Source organism: Leclercia sp. 29361 (genome assembly GCF_011290365.1).
In the GTDB taxonomy this organism is placed as follows: Bacteria; Pseudomonadota; Gammaproteobacteria; order Enterobacterales; family Enterobacteriaceae; genus Enterobacter; species Enterobacter tamurae.
In genome coordinates this window covers 2,729,628-2,743,356 of record NZ_CP049786.1, presented here as the reverse complement: position 1 = coordinate 2,743,356, position 13,729 = coordinate 2,729,628, and the positions used below count along the sequence as shown (strand labels likewise).

The following is a 13,729-nucleotide window of genomic DNA, read 5'->3' as shown; positions in this document are numbered from 1 at the left end:
AAGACGTTAGTTGCTTTTATAAATTAGGTGAATGCTATGGATTACCTTATCGATGAGATCGACCGCCGGATCCTGGCCTGTCTGGTGGAGGATGCGCGTATGTCGCTGAAGGTGCTGAGCGGCCGGGTGGGGCTGACATCACCCAGCACCGCAGAGCGGTTAAAAAGGCTGGAAGAGCGGGGCGTGGTTCAGGGGTATGGCGCCCGGGTGAATCTGGCGGCGTTAGGCTATACCCTGCAGGCGCTGGTACGCGTGCGCCCGCTGCCGGGGTTATTGCATAAGGTGGATAAATATATCCAGGCGATGCCGGAGTGCATTGAAAGCGACAAAGTAACCGGTGAGGACTGTTTTGTTATCAGGCTGGTGGTGCGCTCGATAGAGCAACTGGATACGCTACTGGATGGGCTGGCAGAGCATGCCCAGTGCAATACGTCGATTGTGAAGAGTTCACCGGTGACGCGTCGATTGCCACCGTTGTAGGGATTTTGCCGGGTGGCGGCTGCACCTTACCCGGCCTACGATTTGGTTTTGTAGCCCCGGTAAGCGCAGCGCCACCGGGGAGAACAGGTGCGCGGGATCCGAAGAATAAGTATTTATTTTGAATTGTTTTTTAAGAGAAGTGATGGTGGTGGGGGAAGGATTCGAACCTTCGAAGTCGATGACGGCAGATTTACAGTCTGCTCCCTTTGGCCGCTCGGGAACCCCACCAGGGGTAATTCAGATTTTGAGGTAAAGCTTGAAGATGGTGGTGGGGGAAGGATTCGAACCTTCGAAGTCGATGACGGCAGATTTACAGTCTGCTCCCTTTGGCCGCTCGGGAACCCCACCACGGGGTAATGCTTTTACTGGCCTGCTTCCTTGTGGGGAGCGGGGCGCATCATATCAAATGACGCGCCCCTGTAAAGACTTCCTTTGCTAAATTGAATCGTTTGCCTGATTTTTACGCATAAAGACGCAAAGCTAATCGATTCATTTTATAAAGGATTAAAGAATAATCGTTCTGTTACCGTAGACAAACACGCGCTGCGCCAGCACCTGATACAGCGCCCGGCTTAAGACATTTTTTTCGACGTCGCGTCCTGCACGCATCATATCTTCCGCCGTGTAGGTGTGATCAACATGAATCACGTCCTGCATGATAATTGGGCCTTCATCCAGATTATCATTCACGTAGTGCGCCGTTGCGCCGATGATCTTAACCCCGCGCTCGTACGCCTGGTGATAAGGACGCGCGCCGATAAAGGCTGGCAGGAACGAGTGGTGAATATTGATGATCTTATTCGGGAACCGCGCAACGAAGGATGGCGTCAATACGCGCATGTATTTCGCCAGCACCACGTAATCCGGGTTGTGCGCTTCGATGGCCTGGGCCATTAAATTGTCATGCTCTTCGCGGGTGTGGCCTTCATGGCTCACCAGCTCAAACGGAATATCAAAGCGCTCGACCAGAGTGCGCAGCGTTTCATGATTGCCGATGACCGCGGCGATCTCCACATCCAGACCGCCGTAGTTAGCTTTCATCAGCAGATCGCCCAGGCAGTGCGCCTCTTTGGTGACGAGGATAACTACCCGGCGACGACCGGCGGGCGTCAGCTCGCGCACGGAACCTTCCGGCAGCGCGCCGTCCAGATCGGCCAGCAGCGTCGCGTCGTTGAAAATCCCTTCCAGCTCGGTACGCATAAAGAAGCGGCCGGTACGGTGATCAACAAACTCGTTGTTCTGCACGATGTTCAGTTCATGCTTATAGCAAATGTTGGTAATACGGGCGATCAGCCCTTTCTGGTCGGGACAAATGGTGCGCAGCACTTTGCGTTGTGTTGATTGCATTGCCGGAAAATCCTTTGCGTGTTTGCTGAAACGGTATCGTCAGGCCTTATTGCCCGCAACACTTTTTAAATTTTTTACCTGAACCACAGGGGCAGGGGTCATTACGACCGAACTGCGGACGCGTACCGTCAATATAGTACCACCGTCCGCCCTCCTTTAAGAAACGCGAGCGTTCGATGATGGCACCGGCTTTCCCGTGCTCGGTAAAGCGGGCAACAAAACTGACGAACCCCTCGTTCTCGTCTTTGCCTGACGCCGTTTCATACTGAGTCAGCCCGGACCATTGCGTGTTCGCAAAACCGGATTCGATCTCCTGACGAAAATCAGCAGCATGACATGACGGGTGCCAGGTCTTAACCAGGTAGTCTGCGTCCCGCATCACAAAAGCGGTATAACGGGACCGCATAAGTGAGGCCGGGTCCGGTGCAACCTGTTCACCAGTAAGATATCGCTGGCAACATAGGCTATACTCGTGAGCGCTACCGCAGGGACAGAGTTGAGACACGATTCTCTTCCTGAAACAATAAATGAATAAATGGCGCATAACGCCAGGGTGGCACTATGTTAACCGAGCGGTTGCAATGACGCTATGCCAGGAATCCAGGGGACGTTAAACAGGGCTAATGAGAAAAGTTAAAATCGGACTGGCGTTGGGCTCGGGAGCAGCCCGGGGCTGGTCGCATATTGGTGTGATCAATGCCTTACAACGTTTAGGTATCGAAATAGATATCGTCGCAGGCTGTTCAATAGGTTCTCTGGTGGGGGCCGCCTATTCGTGTGGCAAACTTCCCGAGCTGGAAACCTGGGTACGATCATTTAGCTACTGGGACGTCCTGCGCCTGATGGATCTCTCCTGGCAACGTGGCGGGTTGTTACGCGGTGAGCGCGTCTTCAACCGTTTTCGCCAGGTAATGCCTCTGACCGAATTCTCCAGCTGCCAGATGCCTTTCGGTGCGGTCGCGACTAACCTCAGCACCGGCCGGGAAATCTGGTTCACCGAAGGCGATATCCATCTTGCCGTACGTGCTTCCTGCAGTATGCCGGGCCTGATGGCGCCGGTTCCGCATAACGGCTACTGGCTGGTGGACGGCGGTGTTGTCAATCCTGTGCCCATTTCTCTGACCCGCGCGATGGGGGCTGATATCGTGATTGCGGTCGATCTCCAGCATGATGCGCATCTGATGCAGCAGGACCTCATGCCGGTGAATACCCAAACGGATGACGGCGCACTTGACGATCTCGCCTGGCATGAAAAGCTGCGCGGACGTCTGAGTCGTGTGGCGACGCGTAAACGGGTCGCTGCGCCGACCGCTATGGAAATTATGACCACCTCGATTCAGGTGCTGGAAAATCGCCTGAAACGCAATCGAATGGCGGGTGACCCGCCGGATATATTGATTCAACCTTTTTGTCCACAAATTTCAACGCTCGATTTCCATCGCGCAGAGGCGGCAATCACCGCTGGCGCGCAGGCAGTCGAAAAGAAAATGGATGAATTATTACCTTTGGTGCGGGCTTCTGCCTGAGCACGCTTTTTTTGATTACTTCAGCAAAATCTGACAGGCGATAGTACCGATAGCATGCCACTATTGATCTATTGTCAGCGCCGGGAGAGACCATGACACAGCCATTAGCCGGGAAACAAATTCTTATAGTTGAAGACGAGCCTGTTATCCGCTCACTACTGGATTCGTGGCTTTCATCACTGGGAGCAACAACAGCACTCGCAGGGGATGGTGTCGACGCCCTTGAAAAAATGGCGGGACTAAAGCCCGATCTGATGATTTGTGATATCGCCATGCCGCGGATGAACGGTCTGAAGCTGGTGGAGCATTTACGTAACGCAGGGGATCAGATCCCTATCCTCGTCATTTCTGCGACCGAGAATATGGCTGACATCGCGAAGGCGTTGCGTCTGGGCGTGCAGGATGTCCTGCTCAAGCCGGTGAAAGATCTTAATCGCCTGCGTGAAACCGTCCTCGCATGCCTCTATCCCAATATGTTTAATTCGCGGGTAGAAGAGGAAGAGCGACTTTTTCAGGACTGGGATGCGCTGGTTAATAACCCTACTGCGGCGGCAAAGCTTCTACAGGAACTGCAGCCGCCCGTGCAACAAAACATCTCCGGATGCAAAGTGAATTACCGTCAGTTGATGGCGGCCGATCAACATGGCCTGGTGCTTGATATCGCTCCGTTATCCGATAACGATCTGGCGTTTTATTGTCTGGACGTTACCCGGGCGGGAGATAATGGCGTGCTGGCGGCGTTATTATTACGCGCCCTGTTCAATGGTTTACTTCAGGAACAACTCTCGCATCAGGGACAACGGTTGCCAGAGTTAGGGAGTTTACTTAAACAGGTAAACCAGCTGCTGCGTCAGGCAAGTTTGCCCGGGCAATTCCCGTTACTGGTTGGTTATTACCATAGCGGCCTGAAAAATTTGATTCTGGTCTCGGCCGGACTTAATGCCACGCTTAATACTGGCGAACATCATATTCAGGTCAGCAACGGCGTTCCGTTAGGAACGTTAGGCAACACCTATCTTAATCAAATAAGCCACCGCTGTACTTCATGGCAATGCCAAATTTGGGGTACGGGAGGGCGGTTGCGCTTAATGTTGTCCACGGAATAATCAGTTGGAATTTAAACGGTAGATAGCTTTACCGTCGTTTCACCGGCAATGCTACTATCGGGACAAGTTTTCATTCGTATTTATCCTAATTAAGCGGTAGCGCGTCCTTTTCAGACCCGGACCTCATCCTCTGGCTGATATACTGAACGCGTTATTAATGCAGACTAAAGTTCAAAACATGAACAGTTCAGGAGAGTTTCAATGGCTGCCGTAAATTCGAAAGTGACAAAGGCCGTTATCCCGGTTGCCGGGTTGGGAACCAGGATGCTGCCAGCAACGAAGGCAATTCCAAAAGAGATGCTGCCACTCGTTGATAAGCCATTAATCCAGTATGTGGTCAACGAATGTATTGCCGCCGGCATTACTGAAATTGTGCTGGTAACACATTCATCCAAAAACTCTATCGAAAACCATTTCGATACCAGTTTTGAACTTGAAGCCATGCTGGAAAAACGCGTTAAGCGTCAGCTTTTACAGGAAGTGCAGTCTATTTGCCCGCCGCACGTGACTATTATGCAGGTCCGTCAGGGGCTGGCTAAAGGTCTGGGTCACGCAGTGCTGTGTGCTCATCCGGTTGTGGGTAACGAGCCAGTGGCGGTTATTTTGCCGGACGTTATTCTCGACGAGTTTGAATCCGATCTGTCTCAGGATAACCTGGCAGAAATGATTAAACGTTTCGACGAAACGGGCAGTAGCCAGATCATGGTTGAACCGGTTGAAGACGTGACCGCTTACGGTGTTGTCGACTGCAAAGGCGTTGAAATGAACCCGGGCGACAGCGTGCCAATGGTGGGCGTGGTTGAGAAGCCAAAAGCCGACGTAGCGCCGTCTAATCTGGCTGTGGTAGGGCGTTATGTCCTGAGTGCAGAGATTTGGCCGCTGCTGGCGAAAACGCCTCCAGGCGCCGGGGATGAAATCCAGCTGACCGATGGCATCGACATGCTGATCGAGAAAGAGACCGTTGAAGCCTACCATATGAAAGGTAAGAGCCACGACTGCGGTAATAAACTCGGTTACATGCAGGCCTTCGTTGAATATGGTGTTCGCCACCAGACCCTGGGTGAAGAATTTAAAGGCTGGCTGAAAGAGACGCTGGGCATTAAAAACTAACCAGACGCTAATGCGTTAAGCAAAAACCGGTGACAGCATGGCTATCACCGGTTTTTTTATGCGTCTTTTCAGCCTGGCCGCTCGGGAGCAGGTGAATAGCATCGCCTGAGTTATATATGACAGTATGTAACGGAATGTCACGCCGTATAAAATACAGGCATAAAAAATCCCGCATTAAGCGGGATTTTTCTGATAACTCTCTGACTTATTCCTTAATCAGGAAGTCGTCCAGTTGTTTGCCTTCTTCTTCCATCGCTTTCTTGATAACAGCTGGAGTACGACCCTGGCCGGTCCAGGTTTTAGATTCGCCGTTCTCATCGATGTAGCTATATTTAGCTGGACGCGCAGCGCGTTTAGCTTTGGTGCCTGTTTTAGCAGCAGCCATGCTGTTCAGCAATTCGTTTGGATCAATACCATCAGCGATCAGCATTTCACGATATTGCTGCAGTTTACGCGTACGCTCTTCGATTTCAGCAGCCGCGGCATTTTCTTCTTCACGGCGCTCGTTTACAACGACTTCTAATTTCTCCAGCATTTCTTCAAGCGTTTCCAGAGTACATTCTCTCGCCTGGGCACGAAGAGTACGGATGTTGTTCAGAATTTTAAGTGCTTCGCTCATTGTAGTAATCTCAAACTTATAATGTGGGGGGTTTGTTGAAGTAATAATAGAGGCATAAATTGATATATGCAATAGGTCAGAATGTAAGGAATTCAAAAAACGCCTAATATTTGGCATTATTATTAATAACGCTAACTTAAATTTCCGTGGCCAAAAGAGGGCTGTGTTATCAAAAGATGCGTTGTAAACCTGACGGGGAACGCATCTTTTGAGAGTAATTTTCTTCGGGATTATTGTTACTGCGGATAAATATCAACCTTTTGTATTAGTGCCGAAAACAGGGTTGCCCGCTGAAACTGTTAATTATTCCGGCTTCAATTTTGACCCCGTAACGACATTAAAATAACAGATTTTTCCTGAACTTACCGTTTTTAAAACCGTACTGTAATTCATGTTTTTACCGGTCTTTATCACCGTCTGGTGTATATCCCTTCACCGGTTAAAATGTTCCGCACCGCCTGCAAAGCGCGCTGCAGCACGGAAGACCAGACAAAATATGGTACAATCGCGCATCGGTAATAATACACATTGATTAGGGTTTAACGGCCAATGGCACAACTGTATTTCTACTATTCAGCAATGAACGCAGGTAAGTCGACCGCATTACTGCAATCCTCCTACAATTACCAGGAGCGCGGGATGCAGACCCTCGTTTACACCGCAGAGATCGATGACCGTTTTGGTAGCGGAAAGGTTAGCTCGCGAATTGGTCTCTCGTCGCCGGCAAAGCTATATAACCCGCAAACCAATCTGCTGGACGAGATCCGCGCAGAGGTTGCCAGTCAGGCTATACATTGTGTGCTGGTGGATGAGAGCCAGTTTTTAACCCGCCAGCAGGTGCATGAGTTGTCCGAGGTGGTCGACGAGCTGGATATTCCGGTGCTCTGTTATGGCCTGCGTACTGATTTCCGCGGTGAACTGTTTATTGGCAGCCAGTATTTACTGGCCTGGTCGGATAAACTGGTTGAATTGAAAACTATCTGTTTCTGCGGCCGTAAAGCGAGTATGGTGCTGCGCCTGGATCAGGCGGGCAAACCCTATGCGGAAGGTGAACAGGTGGTGATTGGCGGCAATGAACGCTATGTCTCAGTCTGCCGTAAGCATTATAAAGAGGCGCTGGTTGTGGGCTCTCTGACGGCCATTCAGGAAGCCTGTCGTCGTTAACGACGCTATTTCATTTCCTCTCTCTGTTCACTCTGTATAACAAACATAAAAAAACCCGCCGGAGCGGGTTTTTTATTAAGCAGTTAATTAAGCGCTTTTCTTCGCTTTCTTATCAGCTTTCACCGGCACTTCTACAACCGGTGCTGCGGGTGCAGATACGCCTTCGGAGTATTCACGACCGTAGTAGGTATCCAGCAGGATCTGTTTCAGCTCTGCGATCAGCGGGTAGCGCGGGTTCGCACCAGTACACTGGTCATCAAAGGCATCTTCAGACAGCTTGTCTACGTGCGCCAGGAAGTCTGCTTCCTGAACACCAGCTTCGCGAATAGACTTCGGAATACCCAGTTCAGCTTTAATGCTATCCAGCCATGCCAGCAGTTTCTCAATCTTCGCGGCAGTGCGATCGCCAGGTGCGCTCAGGCCCAGGTGGTCAGCAATTTCTGCGTAGCGACGACGCGCCTGCGGACGGTCGTACTGGCTGAAAGCAGTCTGTTTGGTTGGGTTATCGTTCGCGTTGTAACGGATAACGTTGCCAATCAGCAGGGCGTTTGCCAGGCCGTGCGGAATGTGGAACTGGGAGCCCAGTTTGTGCGCCATGGAGTGACACACACCCAGGAAGGCGTTAGCAAACGCGATACCTGCGATGGTGGCAGCACTGTGAACGCGCTCACGAGCAACCGGGTTCTTAGAACCTTCGTTGTAAGAGGCTGGCAGGTTCTCTTTCAGCAGTTTCAGCGCCTGCAGAGCCTGACCGTCAGAGAACTCAGATGCCAGCACGGAAACGTAAGCTTCCAGGGCGTGAGTTACCGCATCCAGACCACCGAACGCACAGAGTGATTTCGGCATATCCATCACCAGGTTGGCATCAACCACTGCCATGTCCGGAGTCAGGGCATAGTCTGCCAGCGGGTATTTCTGGCCGGTAGCATCGTCGGTTACAACGGCAAACGGCGTGACTTCAGAACCGGTACCAGACGTGGTGGTGATCGCAACCATTTTTGCTTTCACACCCATTTTCGGGAACTTGTAGATACGTTTACGAATATCCATAAAGCGCAGCGCCAGTTCTTCGAAGTGCGTTTCCGGATGCTCGTACATTACCCACATGATTTTGGCTGCATCCATTGGGGAGCCGCCGCCCAGGGCGATAATGACGTCTGGTTTGAAGGAGTTCGCCAGCTCTGCGCCTTTACGAACAACGGACAGGGTTGGGTCAGCTTCAACTTCGAAGAACACGTCCACTTCTACGCCAGCTGCTTTCAGCACAGAGGTAATCTGGTCTGCATAGCCATTGTTGAAGAGGAAACGGTCAGTCACGATGAGCGCACGTTTGTGGCCATCAGTAATCACTTCATCCAGCGCGATTGGCAGGGAGCCACGGCGGAAGTAGATAGATTTCGGAAGTTTATGCCACAACATGTTTTCAGCTCGCTTAGCAACGGTTTTCTTGTTGATCAGGTGCTTAGGACCAACGTTCTCAGAGATGGAGTTACCACCCCATGAACCACAACCCAGAGTCAGGGAAGGCGCGAGCTTAAAGTTATACAGGTCACCGATACCACCCTGAGAAGCAGGGGTGTTAATCAGGATACGTGCAGTTTTCATCATCTGACCGAAGTGCGCTACACGCTCCGGCTGGTTGTCCTGGTCGGTGTACAGGCATGAGGTATGACCGATACCGCCCATGGCAACCAGTTTCTCTGCTTTGATGACCGCGTCGTCGAAATCTTTCGCACGGTACATGGCCAGCGTCGGAGAGAGTTTCTCGTGAGCAAACGGCTCGCTTTCATCAACATCGGTCACTTCACCAATCAGGATCTTGGTGGTTACCGGTACGGAGAAGCCTGCCAGTTCAGCGATTTTATACGCTGGCTGACCCACGATAGCCGCGTTCAGTGCGCCATTTTTCAGGAGGATGTCCTGAACGGCTTTCAGTTCCTGGCCTTGCAGCAGGTAGCCGCCGTGGCTGGCGAAACGTTCGCGAACGGCATCGTATACGGAGTCAACAACGACGACAGACTGCTCAGAAGCACAGATAACGCCGTTATCGAAGGTTTTAGACATCAGTACCGATGCAACAGCACGTTTGATATCGGCAGTTTCGTCGATAACAACCGGGGTGTTACCTGCACCTACGCCGATAGCCGGTTTACCGGAGCTATAAGCGGCTTTAACCATGCCTGGACCACCGGTCGCAAGGATCAGGTTAATGTCAGGGTGGTGCATCAGTGCGTTAGACAGCTCCACAGAAGGTTGATCGATCCAGCCGATCAGGTCTTTCGGTGCACCTGCAGCGATCGCCGCTTGCAGAACGATATCGGCCGCTTTGTTGGTCGCATCTTTAGCACGTGGATGTGGAGAGAAAATGATTGCGTTACGCGTCTTCAGGCTGATGAGCGATTTGAAGATAGCAGTAGACGTTGGGTTGGTAGTAGGAACGATACCGCAGATGATGCCGATAGGCTCTGCAATTGTGATGGTACCGAAAGTGTCATCTTCAGACAAGACGCCACAAGTCTTCTCATCTTTATAGGCGTTGTAGATATACTCAGAAGCAAAGTGGTTTTTGATCACTTTATCTTCAATGATACCCATGCCGGATTCGGCAACGGCCATTTTAGCGAGAGGGATTCGAGCATCTGCAGCAGCCAGAGCGGCGGCGCGGAAGATTTTATCAACCTGTTCTTGGGTGAAATTGGCATATTCACGCTGGGCTTTTTTTACGCGCTCTACAAGTGCGTTAAGCTCTGCGACATTAGTAACAGCCATAATGCTCTCCTGATAATGTTAAACTCTTTTAGTAAATCAGCTGCTCGACACGAAAACAGTATAGTCAGCGCCATTGCCACTTGCTTAACTTACATAAAAACAAGGTGTTAACGTTTTTATCGTACCCCTGATTTACTAAAAGAGCCTCCCATCAGTAGCCTGGGTTCAGATACTGAATCTCCGTGGTGGCGTAATCAAGATTACTCACTTCTGAGTACGGAAAACATGATCTGTATCAATTTATCCATAAGCTGATACCTTTCAGCAGGGGTATTTTGGGGCATTGCCAACGATGTTAAATAATTGCAAAAGCAATTGAACCACAGGTATGCATTTAGTACACAAATATTTTACAGCGTCAAACCACTATAATTCACAATATTGTGATGAAGTGCATGCGTAAAAAGCGTATCTTCTGCGCGGTTATTGGCGTTGCCATTCTTTATCTTCAGTCTTGCTTATCAGCGGAGCTAACAGTGAGCCTATCGCTCTTTGATTTTCCAACTTATTTCAAGTTTTTTATTGGTCTGTTCGCGCTGGTCAACCCGGTGGGCATAATTCCCGTCTTTATTAGTATGACCAGCTATCAAACCGCGCTTGCCAGGAATAAGACCAACCTGACGGCGAACCTGTCGGTCGCTATCATCCTGCTGACCTCTCTCTATCTTGGCGACTCTATATTGCAGATTTTTGGCATCTCTATCGATTCATTCCGGATTGCCGGCGGGATCCTGGTGGTAACCATCGCGATGTCGATGATTAGCGGCAAGCTGGGCGAGGATAAACAAAACAAGCAAGAAAAGTCAGAGACCGCCATCCGGGAAAGTATCGGCGTGGTACCGCTGGCGCTGCCATTAATGGCGGGTCCCGGGGCGATCAGTTCCACCATCGTCTGGGGAACGCGCTACCACAGCCTGATGCATCTGATTGGCTTCTCCATCGCCATAGCGCTGTTTGCATTCTGCTGTTGGGGTGTGTTCCGCATTGCGCCCTGGTTGGTGCGACTCCTTGGCCAGACCGGCATTAACGTTATCACCCGTATTATGGGTCTGCTGCTGATGGCACTGGGGATTGAATTTATTGTCACCGGGCTGAAATCAATATTTCCGGGCTTATTGAGTTGACGATTTCAAATGAAAGAGCGGCGCCAGTGGCGCCGTTTTTTTTGTCATTATCAGCAAATCATATAATGAAAGTTGAAAATCGCTTTAACTATAATAAATTTTACTAATAATTTTGTTTTGTTAACTATCAACCACTTGTCTCCCACCCCGACACAGCACTGGTCACATTCCGCGCAATAAGACTGTTATTTTACTCACACGATACTCTGGGGCTTGCTGCGGGATAACTGAGATGATATTAGTAATTTGATGAATGAATTAGATGAATGTGCTAAATAATAGACAGTTGTTAATTTTTTGTACAAACAACGCCTCGTCTCCAGCACCGCGACGCCATCGTCGAGCACACTTTCTACATCCCATTGAAAAGCGAAGATTTTATCCGCTTTTGATGCGCGGCAGGGTAGCCCACAACATAACGGTAAGTTCCGTAAAAGAGAATTGGTTAACAAATTTGCAAAATGTATTGGCACCCGGGAAAGCCATTTGGTACTTTCCGGCCTTATATTTTCCGCAGAAATCTTTTAGATGAGAATCTTTTTCATTAACGATTCTGATCTAAAAGAATTAAGACGGGCCTCGACAGGGGAGGCCTGTTAAGAATCGACGCAAGGCGGCCAGACGAGCCGTTAGTAATAGTAAAGTCGGTGATAGCGAGAAGTAAAAAACGCCTGACAGCAGCATAAACTCCTACGTTGTCAGGGAACCCCAAAAAAGGGGAATTAAACAGGCTGGTAAAAAACCAGTAATTATAAAGAGTGGAGTACCAACACAATGTCCATCATCACAAAAAAAAGTCTGGTCGCGGCGGGGATTTTAACTGCGCTAATCGCGGGCAACGTTGCAATGGCTGCTGACGTACCTGCTGGGGTTCAGCTGGCGGAGAAGCAAACGCTGGTGCGTAACAACGGTGCTGAGGTTCAGTCTCTGGATCCGCACAAAATTGAAGGTGTACCGGAGTCTAACGTTAACCGCGACCTGTTCGAAGGTCTGCTGGTCACTGACGTAGACGGCCACCCGGTTGCCGGGGTTGCTGAAAAATGGGAAAACAAAGACTTCAAAGTCTGGACCTTCCACCTGCGTAAAGACGCAAAATGGTCTGATGGTTCCCCGGTTACCGCACAAGATTTCGTTTATAGCTGGCAGCGCCTGGCGGATCCAAATACCGCCTCTCCATATGCGAGCTATCTGCAGTATGGCCATATCGCCAATATCGATGACATCATCACCGCCAAAAAACCGATTACCGACCTCGGCGTAAAAGCCATTGATGACCATACCTTCGAAGTAACCCTGAGCGAGCCAGTTCCGTATTTCTACAAGCTGCTGGTGCACCCGTCCGTTTCCCCTGTTCCAAAAGCAGCGGTTGAAAAATTCGGCGAGAAGTGGACCCAGCCTGCCAATATCGTTACCAACGGCGCCTACAAGCTGAAAGCCTGGGTGGTTAACGAACGTATCGACCTCGAGCGTAATACCAACTACTGGGATAACGCGAAAACCGTTATCAACCAGGTTACCTACCTGCCAATCGCTTCTGAAGTGACAGACGTTAACCGCTACCGCAGCGGCGAAATCGACATGACCTATAACAACATGCCGATCGAACTGTTCCAGAAGCTGAAAAAAGAGATCCCGGCTGAAGTTCACGTTGACCCGTATCTGTGTACTTATTATTACGAAATCAACAACCAGAAAGCGCCATTCACCGACGTTCGCGTGCGTACCGCGCTGAAGCTGGCACTGGATCGCGATATCATCGTCAATAAAGTGAAAAACCAGGGCGACCTGCCGGCTTACAGCTACACCCCGCCGTACACCGATGGCGCGAAGCTGACCGAGCCAGAATGGTTCAAAATGACCCAGGAACAGCGTAATGCTGAAGCGAAGAAACTGCTGGCCGAAGCCGGGTATACCGCTGACAAGCCGCTGACCTTCAGCCTGCTGTACAACACCTCCGATCTGCATAAAAAACTGGCTATCGCCGTCTCCTCCATCTGGAAGAAAAACCTGGGTGCGAACGTGAAGCTGGAAAACCAGGAGTGGAAAACCTTCCTGGACAGCCGCCATCAGGGCACCTTTGATGTAGCGCGTGCAGGCTGGTGTGCGGACTATAACGAACCAACTTCCTTCCTGAACACCATGCTGAGCGACAGCTCGAACAACACCGCGCACTATAAGAGCGCAGAGTTCGATAAGCTGATCGGCGATACCCTGAAAGTCACTGACGAAGCGCAGCGCGCTGAGCTGTATTCGAAAGCAGAACAGCAGCTCGATAAAGACTCTGCGATCGTGCCGGTTTACTACTACGTGAACGCCCGTCTGGTGAAACCGTGGGTAGGTGGTTATACCGGTAAAGACCCGATGGATAATATCTACGTTAAAAACTTGTATATCATCAAGCATTAATGGCAATGAGTGGGGCGGGCAGTGCTCGCCCCACGGTGTCTACTCATCGTAATATTATATAGGCACACGCCAGAAGGT

11 protein-coding genes and 2 tRNA genes are annotated in these 13,729 nt (G+C 50.5%); 7 read left to right on the top strand and 6 right to left on the bottom strand.

Going from position 1 to position 13,729, the window contains the following annotated elements:
• Positions 1–36 precede the first annotated feature (36 nt).
• Positions 37–480: an Lrp/AsnC family transcriptional regulator gene (locus G7090_RS13080; RefSeq protein WP_166182709.1), complete on the top strand. Its 444-nt coding sequence runs from the start codon at positions 37–39 to the stop codon at positions 478–480.
• A gap of 143 nt (positions 481–623) precedes the next feature.
• Here G7090_RS13080 and G7090_RS13075 read toward each other — a convergent pair.
• The 4 genes from G7090_RS13075 to G7090_RS13060 form a co-directional block, all read right to left on the bottom strand.
• Positions 624–708: transfer RNA gene (locus G7090_RS13075), tRNA-Tyr, on the bottom strand.
• A 35-nt stretch (positions 709–743) separates the two neighbouring features.
• A tRNA-Tyr gene (locus tag G7090_RS13070) sits at positions 744–828 on the bottom strand.
• Positions 829–984: 156 nt separating this feature from the next.
• Entirely contained in the window at positions 985–1,827 is an 843-nt protein-coding gene (gene purU / locus G7090_RS13065; protein WP_032611289.1) for a formyltetrahydrofolate deformylase, read from the bottom strand.
• Positions 1,828–1,873: 46 nt separating this feature from the next.
• Positions 1,874–2,332, bottom strand: coding sequence for a YchJ family protein (locus tag G7090_RS13060; RefSeq protein WP_166182708.1), 459 nt, complete (start codon positions 2,330–2,332; stop codon positions 1,874–1,876).
• 118 nt (positions 2,333–2,450) lie between these two features.
• Between G7090_RS13060 and rssA the strand changes: the two genes are divergently transcribed.
• The 3 genes from rssA (at position 2,451) to galU (ending at position 5,569) form a co-directional block, all read left to right on the top strand.
• Positions 2,451–3,353, top strand: a complete 903-nt coding sequence (gene rssA / locus G7090_RS13055) for a patatin-like phospholipase RssA (protein WP_166182707.1) — start codon at positions 2,451–2,453, stop codon at positions 3,351–3,353.
• A 92-nt stretch (positions 3,354–3,445) separates the two neighbouring features.
• A complete protein-coding gene (gene rssB / locus G7090_RS13050) occupies positions 3,446–4,459 on the top strand; it encodes a two-component system response regulator RssB (RefSeq protein ID WP_166182706.1) in 1,014 nt (337 codons plus the stop codon).
• Between the two features lie 201 nt (positions 4,460–4,660).
• Entirely contained in the window at positions 4,661–5,569 is a 909-nt protein-coding gene (gene galU / locus G7090_RS13045; RefSeq protein WP_106993188.1) for a UTP--glucose-1-phosphate uridylyltransferase GalU, read from the top strand.
• A 205-nt stretch (positions 5,570–5,774) separates the two neighbouring features.
• On the opposite strand, the gene hns is transcribed toward galU, so the two are convergent.
• On the bottom strand, positions 5,775–6,188 hold the full coding sequence (gene hns, locus G7090_RS13040; RefSeq protein ID WP_106993187.1) for a histone-like nucleoid-structuring protein H-NS: 414 nt from the start codon (positions 6,186–6,188) through the stop codon (positions 5,775–5,777).
• 549 nt (positions 6,189–6,737) lie between these two features.
• On the opposite strand from hns, the gene tdk reads away from it, so the two are divergent.
• Positions 6,738–7,352 (top strand): thymidine kinase, encoded by a 615-nt coding sequence (tdk, locus tag G7090_RS13035; protein WP_166182705.1) that lies wholly within the window; start codon positions 6,738–6,740, stop codon positions 7,350–7,352.
• Between the two features lie 87 nt (positions 7,353–7,439).
• On the opposite strand, the gene adhE is transcribed toward tdk, so the two are convergent.
• On the bottom strand, positions 7,440–10,121 hold the full coding sequence (adhE, locus tag G7090_RS13030; RefSeq protein WP_106993185.1) for a bifunctional acetaldehyde-CoA/alcohol dehydrogenase: 2,682 nt from the start codon (positions 10,119–10,121) through the stop codon (positions 7,440–7,442).
• Between the two features lie 476 nt (positions 10,122–10,597).
• On the opposite strand from adhE, the gene G7090_RS13025 reads away from it, so the two are divergent.
• Positions 10,598–11,245, top strand: a complete 648-nt coding sequence (locus tag G7090_RS13025) for a YchE family NAAT transporter (protein WP_166185316.1) — start codon at positions 10,598–10,600, stop codon at positions 11,243–11,245.
• Between the two features lie 774 nt (positions 11,246–12,019).
• Positions 12,020–13,651 (top strand): oligopeptide ABC transporter substrate-binding protein OppA, encoded by a 1,632-nt coding sequence (oppA, locus tag G7090_RS13020; RefSeq protein WP_106993182.1) that lies wholly within the window; start codon positions 12,020–12,022, stop codon positions 13,649–13,651.
• The last annotated feature ends 78 nt before the right edge of the window (positions 13,652–13,729 follow it).

Coding starts and splice junctions, on each gene's coding strand:
- G7090_RS13080 (WP_166182709.1), top strand. CDS start 37: ATGGATTACCTTATCGATGAGATCGACCGCCGGATCCTGGCCTGTCTG.
- purU (WP_032611289.1), bottom strand. CDS start 1,827: ATGCAATCAACACAACGCAAAGTGCTGCGCACCATTTGTCCCGACCAG.
- rssA (WP_166182707.1), top strand. CDS start 2,451: ATGAGAAAAGTTAAAATCGGACTGGCGTTGGGCTCGGGAGCAGCCCGG.
- rssB (WP_166182706.1), top strand. CDS start 3,446: ATGACACAGCCATTAGCCGGGAAACAAATTCTTATAGTTGAAGACGAG.
- galU (WP_106993188.1), top strand. CDS start 4,661: ATGGCTGCCGTAAATTCGAAAGTGACAAAGGCCGTTATCCCGGTTGCC.
- hns (WP_106993187.1), bottom strand. CDS start 6,188: ATGAGCGAAGCACTTAAAATTCTGAACAACATCCGTACTCTTCGTGCC.
- tdk (WP_166182705.1), top strand. CDS start 6,738: ATGGCACAACTGTATTTCTACTATTCAGCAATGAACGCAGGTAAGTCG.
- adhE (WP_106993185.1), bottom strand. CDS start 10,121: ATGGCTGTTACTAATGTCGCAGAGCTTAACGCACTTGTAGAGCGCGTA.
- oppA (WP_106993182.1), top strand. CDS start 12,020: ATGTCCATCATCACAAAAAAAAGTCTGGTCGCGGCGGGGATTTTAACT.